General features: G+C 75.3%; 21 protein-coding genes and 1 pseudogene. 19 read left to right on the plus strand and 3 right to left on the minus strand.

The genetic code is table 11. The features are described 5' to 3' along the window. From ABD994_RS17135 to ABD994_RS17150, 4 genes and pseudogenes are all read left to right on the plus strand, one after another. A pseudogene (locus ABD994_RS17135) lies at positions 1 to 268 on the plus strand (hypothetical protein); the annotation flags it as partial. A gap of 30 nt (positions 269 to 298) precedes the next feature. Next, positions 299 to 733: a protein-tyrosine phosphatase family protein gene (locus tag ABD994_RS17140; protein WP_345417367.1), complete on the plus strand. Its 435-nt coding sequence runs from the start codon at positions 299 to 301 to the stop codon at positions 731 to 733. 282 nt (positions 734 to 1,015) lie between these two features. Beyond that, complete coding sequence (locus ABD994_RS17145; RefSeq protein ID WP_345417370.1) at positions 1,016 to 1,666, plus strand: cation efflux transmembrane domain-containing protein; 651 nt, start codon at positions 1,016 to 1,018, stop codon at positions 1,664 to 1,666. A 175-nt stretch (positions 1,667 to 1,841) separates the two neighbouring features. Then, on the plus strand, positions 1,842 to 2,117 hold the full coding sequence (locus ABD994_RS17150; protein ID WP_345417373.1) for a chaplin family protein: 276 nt from the start codon (positions 1,842 to 1,844) through the stop codon (positions 2,115 to 2,117). Here the strand turns inward: ABD994_RS17150 and ABD994_RS17155 are convergent. Next, on the minus strand, positions 2,111 to 3,016 hold the full coding sequence (locus ABD994_RS17155; protein WP_345417376.1) for a 1,4-dihydroxy-2-naphthoyl-CoA synthase: 906 nt from the start codon (positions 3,014 to 3,016) through the stop codon (positions 2,111 to 2,113). The genes ABD994_RS17150 and ABD994_RS17155 overlap by 7 nt on opposite strands. A gap of 120 nt (positions 3,017 to 3,136) precedes the next feature. Between ABD994_RS17155 and ABD994_RS17160 the strand changes: the two genes are divergently transcribed. Then, on the plus strand, positions 3,137 to 3,469 hold the full coding sequence (locus ABD994_RS17160; RefSeq protein ID WP_345417379.1) for a TfoX/Sxy family protein: 333 nt from the start codon (positions 3,137 to 3,139) through the stop codon (positions 3,467 to 3,469). On the opposite strand, the gene menE is transcribed toward ABD994_RS17160, so the two are convergent. Beyond that, entirely contained in the window at positions 3,447 to 4,565 is a 1,119-nt protein-coding gene (gene menE / locus ABD994_RS17165; RefSeq protein ID WP_345417574.1) for an o-succinylbenzoate--CoA ligase, read from the minus strand. The two genes, ABD994_RS17160 and menE, sit on opposite strands and share 23 nt — an antisense overlap. A 26-nt stretch (positions 4,566 to 4,591) precedes the next feature. Between menE and ABD994_RS17170 the strand changes: the two genes are divergently transcribed. The 8 genes from ABD994_RS17170 (at position 4,592) to ABD994_RS17205 (ending at position 10,837) form a co-directional block, all read left to right on the plus strand. Further along, entirely contained in the window at positions 4,592 to 5,572 is a 981-nt protein-coding gene (locus ABD994_RS17170; protein ID WP_345417381.1) for an o-succinylbenzoate synthase, read from the plus strand. A gap of 23 nt (positions 5,573 to 5,595) precedes the next feature. Continuing rightward, positions 5,596 to 6,048 (plus strand): cyanase, encoded by a 453-nt coding sequence (cynS, locus tag ABD994_RS17175; RefSeq protein WP_345417385.1) that lies wholly within the window; start codon positions 5,596 to 5,598, stop codon positions 6,046 to 6,048. Between the two features lie 177 nt (positions 6,049 to 6,225). Next, positions 6,226 to 7,020, plus strand: a complete 795-nt coding sequence (locus ABD994_RS17180; RefSeq protein WP_425550077.1) for a TIGR02569 family protein — start codon at positions 6,226 to 6,228, stop codon at positions 7,018 to 7,020. 146 nt (positions 7,021 to 7,166) lie between these two features. Further along, the gene (locus ABD994_RS17185; protein ID WP_345417391.1) at positions 7,167 to 8,552 is read left to right on the plus strand and encodes a nitrate/nitrite transporter; all 1,386 of its coding nucleotides are present in this window, start codon (positions 7,167 to 7,169) and stop codon (positions 8,550 to 8,552) included. Between the two features lie 66 nt (positions 8,553 to 8,618). Further along, positions 8,619 to 9,449 (plus strand): uroporphyrinogen-III synthase, encoded by an 831-nt coding sequence (locus tag ABD994_RS17190; RefSeq protein WP_345417394.1) that lies wholly within the window; start codon positions 8,619 to 8,621, stop codon positions 9,447 to 9,449. Beyond that, a complete protein-coding gene (locus ABD994_RS17195; protein ID WP_345417397.1) occupies positions 9,446 to 10,150 on the plus strand; it encodes a sirohydrochlorin chelatase in 705 nt (234 codons plus the stop codon). Before ABD994_RS17190 ends, ABD994_RS17195 begins: the two co-directional genes overlap by 4 nt. Next, entirely contained in the window at positions 10,147 to 10,512 is a 366-nt protein-coding gene (locus ABD994_RS17200) for a hypothetical protein (RefSeq protein WP_345417400.1), read from the plus strand. The genes ABD994_RS17195 and ABD994_RS17200 overlap by 4 nt, the downstream gene beginning before the upstream one ends. Positions 10,513 to 10,561: 49 nt before the next feature. After that, complete coding sequence (locus tag ABD994_RS17205) at positions 10,562 to 10,837, plus strand: hypothetical protein (protein ID WP_345417403.1); 276 nt, start codon at positions 10,562 to 10,564, stop codon at positions 10,835 to 10,837. Positions 10,838 to 10,959: 122 nt separating this feature from the next. On the opposite strand, the gene ABD994_RS17210 is transcribed toward ABD994_RS17205, so the two are convergent. Then, complete coding sequence (locus tag ABD994_RS17210; protein WP_345417406.1) at positions 10,960 to 11,895, minus strand: hypothetical protein; 936 nt, start codon at positions 11,893 to 11,895, stop codon at positions 10,960 to 10,962. 517 nt (positions 11,896 to 12,412) lie between these two features. On the opposite strand from ABD994_RS17210, the gene ABD994_RS17215 reads away from it, so the two are divergent. The 6 genes from ABD994_RS17215 (at position 12,413) to ABD994_RS17240 (ending at position 18,433) form a co-directional block, all read left to right on the plus strand. Beyond that, positions 12,413 to 12,931 (plus strand): MSMEG_0572/Sll0783 family nitrogen starvation response protein, encoded by a 519-nt coding sequence (locus ABD994_RS17215; protein ID WP_345417409.1) that lies wholly within the window; start codon positions 12,413 to 12,415, stop codon positions 12,929 to 12,931. A 72-nt stretch (positions 12,932 to 13,003) separates the two neighbouring features. Next, the gene (locus ABD994_RS17220) at positions 13,004 to 14,122 is read left to right on the plus strand and encodes an MSMEG_0568 family radical SAM protein (RefSeq protein WP_345417412.1); all 1,119 of its coding nucleotides are present in this window, start codon (positions 13,004 to 13,006) and stop codon (positions 14,120 to 14,122) included. Between the two features lie 5 nt (positions 14,123 to 14,127). Beyond that, entirely contained in the window at positions 14,128 to 15,615 is a 1,488-nt protein-coding gene (locus ABD994_RS17225) for an MSMEG_0567/sll0787 family protein (protein ID WP_345417415.1), read from the plus strand. After that, the gene (locus ABD994_RS17230) at positions 15,612 to 16,481 is read left to right on the plus strand and encodes a carbon-nitrogen hydrolase family protein (protein WP_345417418.1); all 870 of its coding nucleotides are present in this window, start codon (positions 15,612 to 15,614) and stop codon (positions 16,479 to 16,481) included. The genes ABD994_RS17225 and ABD994_RS17230 overlap by 4 nt, the downstream gene beginning before the upstream one ends. Before the next feature lie 9 nt (positions 16,482 to 16,490). Then, the gene (locus ABD994_RS17235; protein ID WP_345417421.1) at positions 16,491 to 17,324 is read left to right on the plus strand and encodes a carbon-nitrogen hydrolase family protein; all 834 of its coding nucleotides are present in this window, start codon (positions 16,491 to 16,493) and stop codon (positions 17,322 to 17,324) included. Between the two features lie 2 nt (positions 17,325 to 17,326). Continuing rightward, entirely contained in the window at positions 17,327 to 18,433 is a 1,107-nt protein-coding gene (locus ABD994_RS17240) for an MSMEG_0565 family glycosyltransferase (protein ID WP_345417424.1), read from the plus strand. Positions 18,434 to 18,467 lie beyond the last annotated feature (34 nt).

The raw sequence follows: 18,467 nt of genomic DNA on the forward strand, positions 1-18,467 counted from the left end.
GCCGCTGCCGTCGCCCACACCGACCCCGCCGCGTCCGGCCCCGCGCCCGGTGGCGCCGCGCGGTGCCGCCCCGGCCTCCCCGCCGGAGGGGATCACCGCGCTCGTGCCGGCCAGCCCGACGGCCCACGACCCGGTCCTGTCCTTCGCGGAGCGCGCCCCGGAGCGGCGGCCCGCGCCGCCCCCGCCGCAGGGCCGGCACCGCTGGTCGGCCGGCGACGGCCCGGACGACGCCCGGACGTCGCGGAACACCGGTCCCGGCCCCCGCTAGCCTGCGGAGCCGCACAGGGGGAGGGGGCCGATGGGGCGGTGGACGGAGGGGGAGCCCGGCGTCCTGCGACTGCCCTCCGGGCGGCTCGTGCGCGGCCGGGCGCTGCGCAGGCCGCTGCCCGACGGCGACCCTCCGGAGTTCGGGGTCTACCTGCTGGGCCGGCCGCCGCCGGCGACCGCGTGGGCGAGCCGGTGGGTGCGGTGGCCCGACTTCCGGCTCCCCGCGGACCGCGTGGCGTTCGACGCCGCCCTCCTCGAGGCGCTGGAGCGGGCCGGCGACGCGCGGGTCGAGTTCGCGTGCGGTGGCGGCAAGGGCCGGACCGGCACCGCCCTCGCCTGCCTGGCGATCCTCGACGGTCTGCCCGCCGCGGAGGCCGTGGCCTTCGTCCGCTCGTCCTACTCGCGCGGGGCGGTCGAGACGCCGTGGCAGCGGAGGTTCGTCGAGCGCTTCACCCCGCCGTCGTGAGGCTCGGCCGCGGCCTGACCCCGGACGGCGGGCTCAGCGCACCGGGCCCGCCTCGCCCGCCGTCTCGGTGAGCAGGCTGCGCACGAGGTCGTCGTCGATCTGGTCGACGGTCCGGAAAGGGACGCATCCCGTGCCGGCGTCGAGGTGCGCGAGCTCGTCGCGGTGCCGGTCGAGCCACTCGTCGTCCGACCGAGCGGTGCCGGCCCGGCGCCGACGGGTCCACAGCGGCCCCGCTGGCCCGCCGGTCGCAGTAGCGTGCGGGCCGAGCAGGGAGGTGGTCTGGTGGCGTCCGAGCCGTCCACCTGCACGGCCCCGTGTTGCGCGCCCGCGCCGGTCGCCCCGGGCCGTCGCGCCGTCCTCACCCGGCGGGTCGGGCTGCTCGTGGCCGCGACGATCACCTACAACGTCGTCGAAGCGGGCGTCGCCCTCTTAGCCGGCACCGTCGCGTCCTCCTCCGCGCTCGTCGGGTTCGGGCTCGACTCGACGATCGAGGTGGCCTCCGCAGCCGCGGTGGCCTGGCAGTTCGCCGGCGGCGACCCCGAGGCACGGGAGCGGACGGCCCTGCGCGTCATCGCGCTCTCGTTCTTCGCCCTCGCGGCATACGTCACCGCCGAGTCGGTCCGCGCGCTCCTCGGCAAGGCCGAGCCGGAGCCCTCGACGGTCGGCATCGTCCTCGCGGCGGTGAGCCTTCTCGTCATGCCGTTCCTCTCGGCCGCGCAACGCCGAGCGGGCCGGGAGCTGGGGTCGAGATCGGCGGTGGCCGACTCGAAGCAGACGCTGCTGTGCACCTACCTCTCGGGCGTGCTCCTGCTCGGGCTGGTGCTCAACGCGACGCTGGGCTGGAGCTGGGCCGACCCGGCCGTCGCGTTGGTCATCGCGGCCGTCGCCGTGCGCGAGGGGATCACCGCCCGGCGCGGTGAGCAGTGCTGCTGACGGGGTTCAGCGGCGGTTCGTCGAGCGCTTCCCTCCGGCGTCGCGGGCGCCCGGGGCGGCGGGCGAACGGGTCAGTTCGTGACCCTGGATGGCCCAGGTCGTTACTACTCCGACATCCACGGAAGGAAAGGAGACGCTCGTGCTGCGTCGACTCGTATCGGGAACCGCTATCGGGGTGGCAGCGCTCGGGATGCCGCTGGCGGCGGCCGGCGTGGCCCAGGCCCACGAGCACGCTGGGGAGGGTCAGGGCAGCCTGGTCTACGCGCCGATCTCGGTGAACAACTGCGGGAACACGGTGAACACCGTCGGCTTCCTCAACCCGGCCTTCGGCAACACCTGCGTCAACCAGGGCGACAGCGAGGACGGCGTGCAGACGGGCGACGCGGCCGGGCCGTCCGTCTCCGACCTGGCCCTGCCCGATCTGCCGACCTCGGTACCGGCTGGTCAGTAGTACCAGGGGAACGGGCTCCAGTCCGGCGCGCGCTTCCCGAGGAACGCGTCCTTGCCCTCGGTGGCCTCGTCGGTCATGTACGCGAGCCGCGTGGTCTCGCCCGCGAAGAGCTGCTGGCCGACGAGACCGTCGTCGGGGAGGTTGAACGCGTACTTGAGCATGCGCTGCGCCTGGGGCGACTTGCCGAGGATCTCCCGCGCCCACTGGATCGCGGTGGTCTCCAGCTCGGCGTGCGGGACGGCCTCGTTGACCGCGCCCATGTGGTGCATCTGCTCGGCCGTGTAGGTCCGGCCGAGGAAGAAGATCTCGCGGGCGAACTTCTGCCCGACGGCGCGGGCGAGGTAGGCCGACCCGTAGGCGGCGTCGAAGCTGCCGACGTCGGCGTCGGTCTGCTTGAAGCGGGCGTGCTCGGCGCTGGCGAGGGTGAGGTCGCAGACCGCGTGCAGCGAGTGCCCGCCGCCGGCGGCCCACCCGTTGACGACGGCGATGACGACCTTGGGCATGAACCGGATCAGCCGCTGGCACTCCAGGATGTGCAGCCGGCCCGCGCGGCCCTTCTCGTCGGCCGACACCTCACTCTCGGACTCGGCGTACTGGTAGCCGGTGCGCCCGCGGATGCGCTGGTCGCCGCCCGAGCAGAACGCGTGCCCGCCGTCCCGGGGTGAGGGCCCGTTGCCGGTGAGGAGCACGGCGCCGACGTCCGCGCTGGTCCGAGCGTGCTCGAGGGCCGTGGCGAGCTCGTCGACCGTGTGGGGGCGGAACGCGTTGCGCACCTCGGGGCGGTCGAACGCGATGCGTACGCAGCCCAGCTCGACGTGGCGGTGGTAGGTGATGTCGGTGAACTCGCCGACCTCCCGCCAGGCGGCCGGATCGAACAGGGGAGCGTCGGCGTCGACCATGGTCGGCACCCTAGGAGCAGCGCGGCCCCGGTGCCGTGATCGCCGGACCGAGGACCGCGTGCGCGCTGGACGCGGCGCACGTCCTGGAAAGGGCGATCACGCGAGGCCATACTCGCCGCCGTGGCCCACGACGAGGCACTGGCGGGGCGCCTGCGCGCGGCGCTCGAGGGACAGGACGGCCTCAGCGAGAAGCGTATGTTCGGCGGGCTCGCGTTCCTGCTCGACGGGCACATGGCGATCGCCGCGAGCTCGCAGGGCGGGATCCTGGTCCGGGTCGACCCGGCCCGCGAGGACGAGCTCCTGGCCCGCGCCGGCGTCGAGCCCATGATCATGCGCGGCCGGCCCATGACGGGGTGGCTGCGGGTCGCGGGCGACGAGCTCGGCGACGACGCGGCGCTCGAGAGCTGGGTCGGCGAGGGTGTGTCCTACGTCAGGACCCTGCCCCCGAAGTGAGCAGCCGGCGCAGCGCCTCGCGGTCGGGCTTGCCGATGCCGCGCGCGGGGATCGCGTCGAGCACGGTGACCGACCGGGGCGCCGCGTGGCCCAGCTGGGGGGCCACCGTCGCCCGCAGCCGGTCGGGGTCGAGCCCGTCGCCGACGACGGCGGCCACGACCCGCGCCCCCCACTCCGGGTCCGGCAGCCCGACGACGCACGCCTCGCGTACCCCGTCCTGCGCGAGCAGGGCCCGCTCGACGAGCGCCGGTGCGACGTTCTCCCCGCCGGTGACGATGACGTCGTCCGCGCGCCCGAGCACCTCGAGACGCCCGTCGTCGGTCCACACCCCGAGGTCGTTGGTGCGGAACCCGCCGCCGGTGAACGCGGCCCGGTCCGCGTCGGACACCGCGCCCCGGTAGCCCGCCGCCAGCGTCGTCCCGCCGAGGACGATGCGCCCGTCGGGCTCCAGCGTGACGGTCACGCCGTCGAGCGGCCGGCCGTCGTAGACGCAGCCGCCGCAGGTCTCGCTCATGCCGTAGGTCGTCACCACGGGGACGCCGGCGGCGCGGGCCCGGTCGAGCAGCGACGGGTCGGCGGCGGCCCCGCCGAGCAGCACCGCGGTGAAGCCGCGCAGCGCGTCGAGCGCGGGGCCGCCCGCGTCGAGCAGACGCACGAGTTGGGTCGGGACGAGCGAGGTGTACGCCGCACCGGACGCGGCCGCCGCCGCGGTGAACGCGTCGGTCCGGAAGCCCGCGCGGAGGTCCATCACCGCGGCGGGCTCCGCCGAGCGCAGCAGCACCTGCAGGCCGGCGACGTGGTGGGCGGGCAGCGCCAGCAACCACCGCCCGGGCGGGCCGATCCGGGCGTACGTGGCCCGCGCCGAGGCCGCGAGCGCCGCGGCCGGCAGCAGGACGGCCTTGGGGACGCCGGTCGAGCCGGTGGTGGTGACGACGGCGGCGACGGCGTCGTCCACCGGGCCGAGCAGGGCCGGGTCCGCGTCCTCGCCGGGCCCCGTCGGCAGCACGGCCGGCCCGTCCCCGGCCACCGCCGCCGCGGCCGCCTCCCCGAGGTGGCGGGCGGCCGCGGGGCTCCCGTCGGTCGGGACCGTCACCAGGGCGCGCACCGATCTAGGGTAGGTCGGTGGTCGGGACACCGTCGGTCGTCGCGCTGCCGCTGCGCACCCGCTTCCGCGGGATCACGGTGCGCGAGACCCTGCTCGTGGAGGGCCCGGCCGGGTGGGGCGAGTTCTGCCCCTTCCCCGAGTACGACGACGCCGAGGCGCGCGCGTGGTGGCGCTGCGCCCGCGAGGCCGCGGAGGACGGCTGGCCGGCGCCGGTGCGCGACCGCGTCGAGGTCAACGTCACCGTCCCGGCCGTCGACGCCGACCACGCGCACCGCATCGTCACCGACTCCGGCGCCCGGACGGCGAAGGTCAAGGTCGCCGAGAAGGGTCAGGACCCGGGGCAGGACCTCGCCCGCGTCGAGGCCGTCCGCGACGCCCTGGGACCCGGTGGGCGGGTGCGCGTCGACGCCAACGGCGGCTGGGACGTCGACGCTGCCGTCGCCGCGATCACCGCGCTCGCCCGGGCCGCGGGCGGGCTCGAGTACGTCGAGCAGCCGTGCGCGACGGTCGAGGAGCTCGCGGCCCTGCGCCGCCGCGTCGACGTCCCCGTCGCGGCCGACGAGTCGATCCGCCGCGCCGAGGACCCGCTGCGCGTCGCGCGGGCCGAGGCGGCCGACGTGGCCGTACTCAAGGTCGCGCCGCTGGGCGGGGTGCGGGCGTCGCTGCGGGTGGCCGAGCAGATCGGGCTGCCGTGCGTCGTGTCGTCGGCGGTGGAGAGCTCCGTGGGCCTGGCCGCCGGCCTCGCGCTGGCCGGGGCGCTGCCGGAGCTGCCGTTCGCGTGCGGGCTGGGCACGGCCGACCTGCTCGCCGCCGACGTCGTCGCCGCCCCGCTGCACCCGGAGCGCGGCGTGCTGCCCGTCCTCCCGCACCCGCCGGCGCCGGACCCCGCCCTGCTCGAGCGTCACGCGGCCGGACCCGCCGCCCGCGACTGGTGGACCGCGCGGCTGCGCCGGGTACTGGCCCTGGAGGACAGCGTCGTCCCCACCCGCCCGACGTGACCCGACGTGAGGAGTGCAGGGACATGAGCGACAAGGACGAGCGTCTCGAGGCCGGCCGCGAGGTCGTCAAGGCCAAGGAGGCCAAGGGCCTGACGTGGCAGCAGCTGGCCGACGAGCTGGGCCGCTCCCTGGTCTGGACGACGTCAGCGCTGCTCGGCCAGCAGCCCCTCGACGCCGAGCAGGCGCAGAAGATCGGCGCACTGCTCGGTCTCGACGAGTACGCGATCGCGTCGCTCTCGCTGCCGCCGGTGCGCGGGGAGCAGGCGATGGACCCGACCGAGCCGGTGACCTACCGCCTCCAGGAGGCCCTGCAGGTGTACGGGACGAGCATCCACGAGCTCATCCGCGAGGAGTTCGGCGACGGCATCATGAGCGCCATCGACTTCACCCTCGACCTCGAGCGCGTCGAGGACCCCAAGGGCGACCGGGTGAAGCTGACGTTCAACGGCAAGTTCCTGCCCTACAAGGTCTGGTGAAACCAACCCAGACACGCCGTGTGCGAGTGAACGGGACGCTCCGCACGCGCGGGTAGCGTGCGGAGCGTGACCGCCGCGCCCCCGCACAACCCGGCGCCCTCGGCCGACGCGCCGGGCGGGGACGCCGCGCGCGGGGCCGGGTCCGACCCGCGGCTGGAGTACGGGCCGCCCGAGCACGTGCGCACGGCGTTCGGGGTCCGCGACTCCGTGCCGCGCCCGCGCCCGGACCTCCCCGGTCCCGCCTGGTGGTGCGACGGCCTCGTGCTGCGCCCGGTGGCGGACACGGTGCTCGCGGCGTGGTCGGCGGGCGCGGTCGAGGAGCTGGCCGCGGCCGGCGTCGACGGGCTGCGCCTCGCGCGGCCCGTGCGGGCCAGCGACGGCCGCCGCGTCGTCGCCGGCTGGGCGGCCAGCCACGACGTCGCCGGACGCGTCGAGCCGCGCCACGACGACGTCATCGCCGCGTCGCTGCGGCTGCACCGCGCCACTGCGCGGCTCGAGCGTCCCCGTCTCGTCGACGACCGCGACGACCTGCTCGCCCGCGCCGACCGCGCGGCGTTCGGCGAGCGCGACATCCCGCTCGACCCGGAGACCGGCGGCACGCTGTTCGCCGAGCTCGCCCGCCGCCGGCGCCCGCTCGAGCGGCCGTCGCAGCTCGTCCACGGCGACCTCTTCGGCACCGTGCTGTTCGACCCCGCCGACCCGGGCGCCCCGCCCGCGGTGCTCGACCTCGTGCCGTTCTGGCGGCCGGTCGAGTGGGCGGCCGCCGTCGTCGTCATCGACGCCCTGGCCTGGGGCGGGGCCGACCCGGGGATCATCACGCGCTGGTCGCACCTCGTGGCGTGGCCGCAGATGCTGCTGCACGCGCTGCTCTTCCGACTCGCCGTGCACGCCCAGCACCCGTCGTGCACCCGCGAGTCGCTGCAGGGCCTCGAGCACGCCGCGCGGCTCGTCGGGAGCCTGCTGCCCGCCTGAGCACGTGATGTTGCCCGCACCGGCCGTCGCCCGGGTGCAACACACGGTCATCGCCACGTAACACCCGGTTCCTACCGTCCCGCCGAACGGATGCGGGGTCGACACCACGGCCTGCCGCCGGTCCCCACGGCGAGGAGGCGAGGACCATGACCGCAGCGCAGCCGCGAGGCAGCCTGCTGCGTGGCCGCTGGATCGACGACTGGCGTCCCGAGGACGAGTCGTTCTGGCAGAGCACCGGCAAGCGGATCGCCCGACGCAACCTGTGGATCTCGGTGCTCTCGGAGCACATCGGGTTCTCGATCTGGTCGCTGTGGTCGGTCCTCGTGCTGTTCATGCCGGAGTCGACCTACCACATCGACACCGCCGGCAAGTTCTTCCTGGTGTCGGTGCCGACGCTCGTCGGCTCGGTCCTGCGCCTGCCCTACACGATGGCCGTGGCGGTCTTCGGCGGCCGCAACTGGACGATCATCAGTGCCGCGCTGCTGCTGATCCCGTCGATCCTCGCCGCGATCGTCATGCACCCCGGGACGTCGTACACGACGTTCATCATCGTGGCGATCTTCGCCGGGGTCGGCGGCGGCAACTTCGCGTCGTCGATGACCAACATCAACGCCTTCTTCCCCGAGAAGGCCAAGGGTGCGGCGCTCGGCATCAACGCGGGCGGGGGCAACCTCGGCGTCGCGGTCGTGCAGCTCCTCGGCCTGCTGATCATCGCGACGGCGGGCACGGGGGCGCCGCGGATCCTGCTGGGGATCTACATCCCGCTGATCGTGGTCGCGGTCGTCTGCTCGGCGCTGTTCATGGACAACCTGAGCTCGGTGCGCAATTACACCGGCGCGCTGAAGGAGGCCACCCGCGACGCGCAGACCTGGATCATCTCGTTCCTCTACATCGGGACGTTCGGGTCGTTCATCGGCTACAGCTTCGCGTTCGGGCTCGTGCTGCAGAACCAGTTCGGGCGCACGCCGCTGCAGGCCGCCGCGGTGACGTTCATCGGCCCGCTGCTCGGGTCGCTCATCCGGCCCGTCGGCGGCTGGCTCTCCGACCGCATCGGCGGCACCCGGGTGACGTTCTGGAACTTCGTCGCCATGGCCGTCGCCTCGCTGATCTGCATCGGGGCGTCCGCGATCGACTCGCTCGCGCTCTTCACCGCCGGCTTCGTGCTGCTGTTCATCACCTCGGGCATCGGCAACGGCTCGGTCTACAAGATGATCCCGGCGGTCTTCCGCACCAAGGCGCTCGCGGCGTCCGAGGGGCGCGGCTGGGACCAGGAGGCGGCCCTGCTGTGGGCCCGCCGCACCTCCGGCGCCGTCATCGGCATCGCCGGCGCGATCGGCGCGTTCGGCGGCCTGCTGATCAACCTCGCGTTCCGCTCGTCGTTCCAGGCGACGAAGAGCGGCACGCCGGCGTTCTGGTCGTTCGTCGCGTTCTACGCGGTGTGCTTCGTCGTCACCTACCTCGTCTACATGCGGAGGGCCACGGCGGCGACGGACCCGACGACCGGTAGGCGGATGTCGTACGCGGAGGTCTGAGGTGGCCGCCGGCGCCGCGACCTATCCTGTGCGGGTGGTGGACGGCGTCATCCAGGTCGGGCACGCGTGACCGCGCGCCCGCTCGAGGGCTGGCGCGTCGGGGTGACGGCCGACCGGCGCGCCGACGACCAGCTCGACCTGCTGCGCCGCAAGGGTGCGCAGGTGCTGCACGGGCCGACGATGCGGATCGTGCCGCTGACCGACGACGCCGAGCTGGCCGCGACCACCCGGGAGCTGGTCGCGGCGCCGCCGGCGGTCGTCGTCGCCACGACCGGGCAGGGTTTCCGCGGGTGGCTCGAGGTGGCGGCCTCGTGGGGCCTGGAGTCCGAGCTGTTCGGGGTGCTGTCGTCGGCGACGCTGCTGGCCCGCGGGCCCAAGGCGCGGGGCGCGATCCGCGGCGCCGGGTTGCGCGAGGCGTGGTCGGCCGACGAGACGGAGTCGTCGCCGGAGGTGCTGGAGCACCTGCTGGCGTCGGGGGTCGACGGGGTGCGGATCGCGGTGCAGCTGCACGGCGACCCGATGATCGACTTCCTGGCCGCGCTGCGCTCGGCGGGGGCGGACGTCGTGACCGTGACCGTGTACCGGTGGGAGCCGCCGCCGGACCTCGCCGCGGTCGACACGCTGATCGACGCGATCCTCGCGCGGGAGGTCGACACCGTGACGTTCACGAGCGCGCCGTCGGTCGAGGGCCTGGTGCACCGGGCGTCGGCGCGGGGGCTGCGGTCCGAGGTCGTGGCGGCGCTGGCGTCGGGGGAGGTGCTGGCGACGTGCGTGGGGCCGGTGACCGCGGCGCCGCTCGAGCGTCTGGGGGTCGTCGGCATCGCGCCCGAGCGGTTCCGGCTGGGGTCGATGGTCAAGCGGCTGGAGGAGCACGCCCGGCAGGCCCAGCTGACGTGACGGCACCGGCCCTGCTGCTGCTCGCCCACGGGACCGCCGACGCCGACGGTCGCGCCACGTGGGAGCGCCTGCTCGCGTCGGTGCGGCACGCGCTGCCGGCCGTGACGGTGGGGCTGGCGTACGCGGACGTGGTGGGGCCGACCCTCGCCGAAGCGCTGTCCTCGCTCCCGGGACCGGTCGTGGTGGTGCCCGCCTTCCTGGCGTCGGGGTACCACGTGCGGGTCGACGTGCCGGAGCAGCTGGCCGCGACCGGGCGGGACGACGTCGTCGTGGCCGAGACGTTCGGGCCGGACCCGCGGCTGGTCGGCGTGCTGCTCGACCGGCTGGCCGAGGCCGGGGCACGGCCCGGCGACACCGTCGTGCTCGCCGCCGCGGGCTCCCGCGACCCGGGCGCCCAGGACGACCTGCGGACCGCGGCGGCGCTGCTGACCGCGCGGGTCGGTCACGAGGTGCCCGTCGGCTACATCGCCGGCGGGGAGCCGCGGGTGGCGTCGGTCGTCGCCTCGGCGGCGTCGCGGGGACCGCGCGTGGTGGCGGCGACCTGGCTGCTCGCGCCGGGGGCCTTCCACCGGTGGCTCGCGGACGCCGGCGCGGCCGTCGTGGCCGAACCGCTGGGCGACCACCCGGACGTCGTGGCGGTGGTGCTGGCCCGCTACGAGGCGGGGGTGTCCGCGGGGGCCGCCGCCGGAGTGGGCGCGTGAGCCCGCCGCGCCGACCTGCCGGCGGCCTCGACGTGCACCTCTACGCGTCCGACGGCCGGTGGATCGCCTGGTACCGGCCCGGGCTGCCGTACGTGTGGAACACCCGCGACCGGTGGGTCGGGTGGTTCCCGTGGGGGGAAGAGGGCGGCGTGCTCGACGTCCTCGACCCCGCCGACGCGTACCTCGGGACGGTCGTCGGCGACCGCCTCCTCGCGCGCACCCACCGACGCCCCCGACCGGTGCCGACGCGGGTCCCGGAGCCTCGACGGCCGGTCGGGCCTCCCGATGTCGACCGTGCGCAGGCCATCGCTCCCCCGATCGGGTTCGTCGACGTCGACGCAGATCGACTTCTCGGCGACTGACGGACATCTCGGTGTTTACGCGGCGTCACGATGGGGTGATGCTGTGCCCATGGGGCGCGTGATCGGCATCATCATCGGGCTGGCCGTCCTGTTCGCGATCATCTCCAACCCCGTGGGAGCCGCGCAGACCACGCGCAACGGCTTGTCGAACCTCGGAGCGGCCGGCGAGCAGGTGACGACCTTCCTCTCGAGCGTCGTGAACAACGTCGCGGTGAGCACGTCGTCCAGCGGCGGCAGCACCTACACCGACAGCAACGGCCGGACGTACTACTACCCCTCCGGCGGTGTCGAGACGGGCGACGGCTCGACCCCCATCGACCGCTGACACCTCCCGGCCCCCGCTGACCCGACCAGCAGGGGCGCAGGGCTCCGCCGGTGCGAGCAACGCGGCATTGCTGGCACAGGGCGCCAGGATCGCCACATCCTCGCCGCGCGACACGCCGATGATCAGGCCCGTTGCGCGATCCCGTCGACGACCAGGACATCCGGAGCCGGGAGCTGTGCGGCGATCGCCAGTCCCTGATCGAGGTCCCGCTCGACACCGTCAGGGTCGTCGCGGACCTGGGTCGGGCGGCTGCTCACGACGACGAGCCCGACGTCGCGCAGGAGCCGCTGCCGCCGAGCCGTCGTCTCGACCTGGTCGGGCGTGGCGAAGTGCTCTTCGACCGAGTCGACCTCCCAGACGAGGCCGACCTCCTCGACGTAGACGTCGACGAGTGCCAGGAAGCGGCCGTCGGGACGCAGGAGGCGGACGTCGAACCGCGCCGCTGGTAGCCCGCGAGCCACCCACCACTCCCGGGCCTCGAACTCCGCAGCCGACCGCACCCCGGCCTGGACCGCGCGCAGGACCGCCCGAGGTGCGGCCGTCCCCCGCCGGCAGCCGGCCTCCAGCTCTTCCTCCAGCTGCTCGACGAGCAGCATCCGCTGCTGGACGGGCTCGGCGAGGAGAGCCGAGATGCTCGTGGGGTTCCGTCTGCGTCGGGCCTCGTCGAGGACGGCGCGGACCAGCGGCGCGCAGGCCAGACCATCCCGCTCGAGGGCGCGCGGCATGCGCGTGGTCCGTTCGACGACGACGAAGCCTGCGCTGCGGACCTGGCGGTGGTCCGGCACGAGGACGTGCACGGTCTCGTCCTCGGGCAGGCGTCGGAGACCGAGGTGCCGGCAGGCCGCGGTCCCGGTGAGCACCGCGTCGGGACCCCCGTAGAGGAGAGCCGCGATCTCTCGCTCGCGACGGGTGGGGGTGCCGTTGTGCAGCACGATGATCCCCGGGAGCAGGCGCCGCCACGGGCCGCCGTATCGGCACCTCCGGTACACGGTCGTCTCGTCCATGCCGAGAGCGACGAGGGTCCGCACCGCGATCACGCCCTCGATGCTCGCGGCCACGAGCCTGTCCGAATCGATCGTCCGTGTTGCACGTCGCACGGCTGGAGCGTCACCCGACGCCCGTCCGTGGAACGAGGGTCCGCGGCCGATCTGTGGACGGACGGACGGGGTGTGGACGAGGTGTCGCGGCCGCGGCGGGAGCACGCCACCACACGGCTCATCGCGTGCCTTCGCGTCCCGAGGACGAGCGCCGTGACCCCATCGGCGTGTCCCGTCGGCGAGCATGTGGCGATCCTGGCGTGGGATGCCAGCAATGCCGCGTTGCTCGCATCCCGGATGCGCGTCCTCCCACGGCGGCGGGTCACTGCGCTGAAACACGGGGTCGAGGACGACCCTCCGTCGTAGTCACGAGGAAACACTTCGGCAATCGGCGGTTGGTGTGCTGATCGCAGCGAGGAACCGGATCGCCAACGGTCCCGCCCCGGGGTCGGCGAGGACCCTGCCTCCCCCGCGATTTCCCCAGGATCCGCGTCCCGGTCGAGGGCGCCCACCTGCCGCACCTGTCGAGGAGAAGAGCATGACCAGCACCGAGCTCTCCGACGTCGAGAAGAAGAGCCTCGAGGAGATCCCGCACCCGTCGCTGCCCGAGGGGTCGAGCATCTACGGCGGCACGAAGGTCTTCCCCGACCTCCAGGCCGAGAACGGCGAGACCTACTTCACGCTGGTCCACGGCATCGCGCACGAGTCGTCGGTCAGCTTCGTCGCCGTCCTGCAGGCCACGCGCGCGCTGCGCAAGGGCTTCGAGTCGGCCATGTACTTCTACGGCCCGGGCTCGCTGAACTGCCTGGCCACGCGCGGGTTCCCCACCACTGGCACCTCCGCGTTCCCCGGCGAGCACAACATCAACGACCAGCTCAAGACGTTCATGGGCGAGGGCGGCAAGGTGTACTGCTGCCGCTTCGGCCTCTCACTGCACGGTGCCCGCGAGGAGGACCTCATCGAGGGCATCATCCCGACGCACCCGCTCGACGTGCAGGACGCGCTCATCTACTACGCGCGCAAGGGCGCCATCATCAACTCGACCTACCAGCTCTGACGTGAGCCCGGCCGGCGCGGGGCGACCCGCGCCGGTCGGCGACACCCCCGCGCAGAGCCAGGAGGCCCGCTGATGTCCCCGCACGATCTCGGGCTGCCGACCGATCCCTACTTGGCCGCCCGCTCCGAAGTGGCCGTCCGCGGCGTCGCGGTCGACCTCGGCCCCTCCATCCCGCTGCGCCGCCCCGGCGGCGCCGGCCCGTCCGCCGACGGCCACGTGCTCGTCGACGGGCTCAAGACCACCGTCCCGATCAACCCGGCCAGCCCGTACCGGCTGCGCGACGGTCGCCTCGTGCGCACCGGCCCCGACGGCGGCGTCACCGACCTGGGCGTCGAGGTCGACACCGTCGCCCGCCCCGCCTTCTACGACCTCACCACCGCCGACGGCGTCCCCTACGAGCAGATCGCGCGGCTGCACGGCGACGACGTGCTCGCCACGACGGTCGTGCAGACGTGCGTGCGCTACGGGGAGGACCAGCGCTGCCGCTTCTGCGCCATCGAGCAGTCGCTGCGCAGCGGCGCCACCACCGCGGTGAAGACGCCCAACCAGCTCGCCGAGGTCGCCGCCGCCGCCGTCCGGCTCGACGGCGTGCGGCAGATGGTGCTCACCACCGGCACGTCGAACGGCCGCGACCGCGGCGCCCGCCACCTCGCCCGCTGCGTGCGCGCGATCAGGGCCGCGGTGCCCGGCCTGCCCGTCCAGGTGCAGTGCGAGCCGCCCGCGCCCGACGATCTCGCCGCCCTGCAGGAGCTGAAGGACGCGGGTGCCGACGCGATCGGCATCCACGTCGAGTCCCTCGACGACGCGGTGCGCGCCCGCTGGATGCCCGGCAAGGCCACGGTCCCGTTGAGCCAGTACTGGCTCGCCTGGGACGAGAGCGTGCGCCTATTCGGGGCGAACGCCGTCTCGACCTACCTCATCGTCGGCCTCGGCGAGGATCCCGACGAGCTGGTCGCCGGCGCCGCCGCGCTCGTCGACCGCGGCGTCTACCCCTTCGTCGTCCCGTACCGCCCGATCCCCGGCACGCTGGCCTTCGCCGACGGCGACCCCGCGCCGGACCCCGAGCTGCTCGCCGAGGTCACCGCGCGCGTCGCCAAGGTCCTGCAGGCCGCCGGCATGCGCGGCGCCGACCAGGCCGCCGGCTGCGCGGCCTGCGGCGCGTGCTCGGCGCTGTCCGCGGCGGGGGGCTGAGCGCCGTGTCGATCCTCGACCTGGGCGCCGCCGACGAGATCCTCGGCGGGCGCACCCGCCGGCCCGCCCGCGACGTCACCGTCGCCGAGGCGCCCGCGATCGACGCGCGCCACCCCGACGTCGTCGCCCACCGGGCGCTGCGGCGTGCGGTGTTCGTGGACGAGCAGGGTCTGTTCCGCCAGGGGATCGACGGCGCGGCCGGCGACCTCGACGAGCACGACCACGACCCGCGCGCGGTCGTGCTGGTGGCCCGCGACGGCGCCGGGGAGGTGCTCGGCGGCGTCCGCCTCGCGCCGGTCGACCCCGACGCCTCGCGCCCCGACCTCGGGTGGTGGACGGGCAGCCGCCTCGTCGTCGCCCCGACGGCCCGCCGCCGCGCGGGCGTGCGGGTCGGCGCCGCCCTGGTCCGCGCCGCCTGCGCCCGCGCCGAGGCCGCCGGCGTCCTGCGCTTCGAGGCCGACGTCCAGGCCCCCAACGAGACGCTGTTCCGCCGCCTGGGCTGGCGACGGGTGCGGGAGACGACGGTCGCGGGCCGCCCGCACGTGCGCATGCGCTGGCCGGTCGGGCGCTTCGCCGACCTCGTGGCGGCCACCAAGGCCCCGCTCGGCGAGCTCGTCGCCGGCCTGGCCGGTAGCGGGCCGCACGTCGGCGACGACGGCGCGCCGGTCCCGGGCAGCGACGTCGTCGCGGCCTGCGACGCGATCCTGCCCGCGATGGTCGAGCGCGACCCGGAGTGGGCGGGCTGGTGCGGGGTGCTGGTCAACGTCAACGACCTCGCGGCGATGGGGGCCGCGCCGACCGCGCTCCTCGACGCCGTCGGCGCGCGCGACGCGTCCTTCGCCCACCGGGTCCTGACCGGGCTGCGCGCCGCCGCCGACGCCTACGGCGTGCCCGTGATCGGCGGGCACACGCAGCTCGAGGTGCCCGCGTCGCTCGCCGTCACCGCCCTCGGGCGCACGGCGACGCCCGTGCCCGCGGCCGGCGGACGTCCCGGCATGGCCGTGCGCCTGACCGCCGACCTGCACGGCAGCTGGCGTCCCGGCTACACCGGCCGGCAGTGGGACTCGACGTCGACCCGCGCGCCCGCCGACCTGCGGGCGATGGTCGCCGCGATCGGGCCCGACGCTGCTCACCGGCCCGCGGCGGCCAAGGACGTCTCGATGGCCGGCGTCGTCGGGACGCTGGGGATGCTCGCCGAGGCCTCGGGCGCCGGCGCGGTGCTCGACGTCGCCGCCGTCCCGCGCCCGACCGGCGCGACCGTCGCCGACTGGCTGACCTGCTTCCCGGGCTTCGGCCTGCTCACCGCCGACGAGCCCGGCGCGCCCGCGCCGTCGGCCGGCCCGGCCACGAGCGCGGTCTGCGGGGAGCTCACCGACGGCCCCGGCGTCGCCCTGCGCTGGCCCGACGGCGAGACCACCGAGGCCGTCGCGGGCGGCGTCACCGGACTGGGCCCCGCGGAGCACGCCGCACCGACCGGAGGGAACCACCCATGACCGTCAGGACCTTCGCCGCCGCGGCCGCGGGCTTCGGCCGCGACCTCGACGAGGACTTCGCGCGGATCGAGGCGCTGCTCGCGCAGGCACGGGGCGCCGGTGCCGACCTGCTCGCGCTGCCCGAAGCCGCGCTCGGCGGGTACCTGTCGTCGCTGCACGACGACCCCGAGGACGTCCCGCCGCAGCTGGACGTCGACGGCCCCGAGGTGCGGCGGCTGATCGCGCTGGCCGGGGACACGGTGGTCACCGCGGGCTTCTGCGAGCGCGGTGACGCCGCCTCGGGCGGGCTGCCCTACAACAGCTGCGTGGCCGTGCACGGCGACGGCGTGCTCGGCCACCACCGCAAGGTCCACCAGCCGCTCAACGAGAACAACTCGTACGCCGCGGGTGACCGCTTCCGGGCGTTCGACACGCCGGTCGGCCGGCTCGGCATGATGATCTGCTACGACAAGGCGTTCCCCGAGGCCGCGCGGGCGCTGGCCGTGGACGGGGCGCGGGTCGTGGTGTGCATGTCGGCGTGGCCCGCCGCGCGCACCAACCAGGCCCCGGTGCTCGCCGAGGACCGCTGGACGCGCCGGTTCGACCTGTTCGACCGGGCCCGGGCGCTGGAGAACCAGATCGTCTGGGTCTCGGCCAACCAGGCCGGGACGTTCGGCGACATGCGCCTCGTCGCGAGCGCGAAGGTCGTCGACCCGGGCGGCGAGGTCCTCGCGACCACGGGCACCGAGGCGGGGCTGGCGGTGGCGTCGGTGGACGTCGACGAGGCCGTCGAGGCGGCCCGGCGGTTCATGGGCCACCTGCGCGACCGGCGCCCGGCCTCGTACGACGCGGCGCCGCTCGCCCCCGTCCCGGCCCGGGCCGGCTAGGGCCCGCCCGTGGTCCGCCTCGCCGCCGCCGCGGCCCACTTCACGCGCGACGTCGGGTTCGACCTCGACCGCATCAAGATGATCGTCTCGCACGCCCGCGACGCGGGGGTGGACCTCCTGGCGCTGCCCGACGGGGCGCTCGGCGGGTACCTCACCGACCTGCGGCGGCCGGACGCGGACTGCCTGCCGCCGCTGCTCGAGCCCAACGGGGACGAGGTCCGGTCGGTGATCGACATCGCCGGCGACATGGTCGTCTGCCTCGGCTACTCCGAGCGGGGCCCCGACCACGGCGACGGGCCGCTGCGCTACGACGCCGCGGTGTGCCTGTCCGGGGACGGCATCCTCGGGCGGCACCGCAAGGTGCACATCCCGGCCGGCGTGGCGCCGCTGTTCGCGCCGGGGGACCGGTTCGCGGCGTTCGACACCCCCGTCGGGCGGATGGGGCTGCTCATCGACCACGACAAGACGTTCCCCGAGGCGCCGCGGGCGCTGGCCGTCGACGGCGCGGAGATCATCGCGTGCCTGTCGGCCTGGCCGACGTCGCTGACCCACCGCGCGCCGCGGATGGCGCAGGACAAGCAGGCGCGGCTGTTCGACCTCTACGACCAGTCGCGGGCGGCGGAGAACCAGGTGGTGTGGCTGTCGTCCAACCAGAGCGGGCGCCTCGGCGCGCTGCACTTCCTCGGCCGGGCCAAGGTCGTCGGGCCGGGCGGGGAGATCCTGGCGCGGACGTGGTCGAAGGGCGGGCTCGCGGTGGCCGAGGTCGACCTCCCGGAGGCGGTCGACGCCGCCCGGGCCGTGCTGCACCACCTCGCCGAGCGCCGTCCCGAGACCTACGGTTGACCGTGCGCATCGCCCTGCTCACCTACTCGACGAAGCCGCGCGGCGGGGTCGTGCACACGCTCGCGCTGGCCGAGGCGTTCGCCCGCGCCGGGCACCAGGTGACGGTGTGGGCGCTCGCGCGCGGGGGTGACACGGCGTTCTTCCGGCCGGTCACGCCCGCGGTGCGCGTGCGGCTCGTGCCGGTGCCGGAGATCGACGGCGAGTCCGTCGGCGACCGGATCCTGAGGTCGATCGCGCTGCTCGCCGACGCGTTCTCGGGCGGGTTCGACGTCGTCCACGCCCAGGACTGCCTCACGGCGAACGCGGTGGGGCGGGCCCGGGGGTACGCCGGCCTGTGGCGCACGGTGCACCACCTCGACCGGTTCACGACCCCCGAGCTCGCGGCCTGCCACGAGCGGGCGATCGTGGAGCCGGCGGAACTGGTGTGCGTGTCGGAGGCGGTGGCGGCGGAGGTGCGTTCCGGCTGGGGACGGGAGCCGGCGGTGATCGGCAACGGGGTCGACGCGGCCCGGTTCGCGCGCGCCGCCGAGTCCGGGGCGGGGGCGCCGTGGCGGGAGCGGTACGGGCGCTACGTGCTCGCCGTCGGGGGGATCGAGCCGCGCAAGGGGACGCTGGAGCTGGTCGAGGCGATGGCGGCACTCGGGCGTCCCGAGGTGCCGCTGCTCGTGGCGGGCGGGGACACCCTGTTCGACTACCGGCCCTACCGCGCGGAGGTGTTCGCACGGGCGGCGGAGCTGGGCGTCGAGCCGGTGGTGCTGGGGCCGGTCGACGACGCCGCGCTGCCCGGGCTCGTCGCGGGCGCGGCGGTGTTCGCGTTCCCGTCGACGAAGGAGGGCTTCGGCCTGGCGGCGATGGAGGCCCTGGCCGCGGGCGTCCCGCTGGTAACCCGCGACCTGCCGGTGCTGCGCGAGGTCTTCGGCGCCGCGGCGCGGTTCGCGCACGACCCGGAGTCCTTCGCGCGCGAGTTCGCGAGCGTGCTCGACGGCAGTGGTGTCGATGGGGACCCGGAGCTCGACCCCGCCCACGCGACGGTGGGCCGCGCCCTCGCCGCCGCCCACACCTGGGACGCCGCGGCCGCCGCGCACCTCGCCCTCTACCGCCGCGGCTGAGGCACGGGGTGTCTCAGCGTGGCGTCCACTTGCT

The organism is Actinomycetospora chlora (assembly GCF_039542135.1).
Lineage (GTDB): Bacteria > Actinomycetota > Actinomycetes > Mycobacteriales > Pseudonocardiaceae > Actinomycetospora > Actinomycetospora chlora.

Bases quoted from the DNA above. Each gene is read 5' to 3' on its own strand.
- ABD994_RS17140 (WP_345417367.1), top strand. From the start codon at position 299: ATGGGGCGGTGGACGGAGGGGGAGCCCGGCGTCCTGCGACTGCCCTCC.
- ABD994_RS17155 (WP_345417376.1), bottom strand. From the start codon at position 3,016: ATGGTCGACGCCGACGCTCCCCTGTTCGATCCGGCCGCCTGGCGGGAG.
- cynS (WP_345417385.1), top strand. From the start codon at position 5,596: ATGAGCGACAAGGACGAGCGTCTCGAGGCCGGCCGCGAGGTCGTCAAG.
- ABD994_RS17185 (WP_345417391.1), top strand. From the start codon at position 7,167: ATGACCGCAGCGCAGCCGCGAGGCAGCCTGCTGCGTGGCCGCTGGATC.
- ABD994_RS17205 (WP_345417403.1), top strand. From the start codon at position 10,562: ATGGGGCGCGTGATCGGCATCATCATCGGGCTGGCCGTCCTGTTCGCG.
- ABD994_RS17215 (WP_345417409.1), top strand. From the start codon at position 12,413: ATGACCAGCACCGAGCTCTCCGACGTCGAGAAGAAGAGCCTCGAGGAG.
- ABD994_RS17220 (WP_345417412.1), top strand. From the start codon at position 13,004: ATGTCCCCGCACGATCTCGGGCTGCCGACCGATCCCTACTTGGCCGCC.
- ABD994_RS17230 (WP_345417418.1), top strand. From the start codon at position 15,612: ATGACCGTCAGGACCTTCGCCGCCGCGGCCGCGGGCTTCGGCCGCGAC.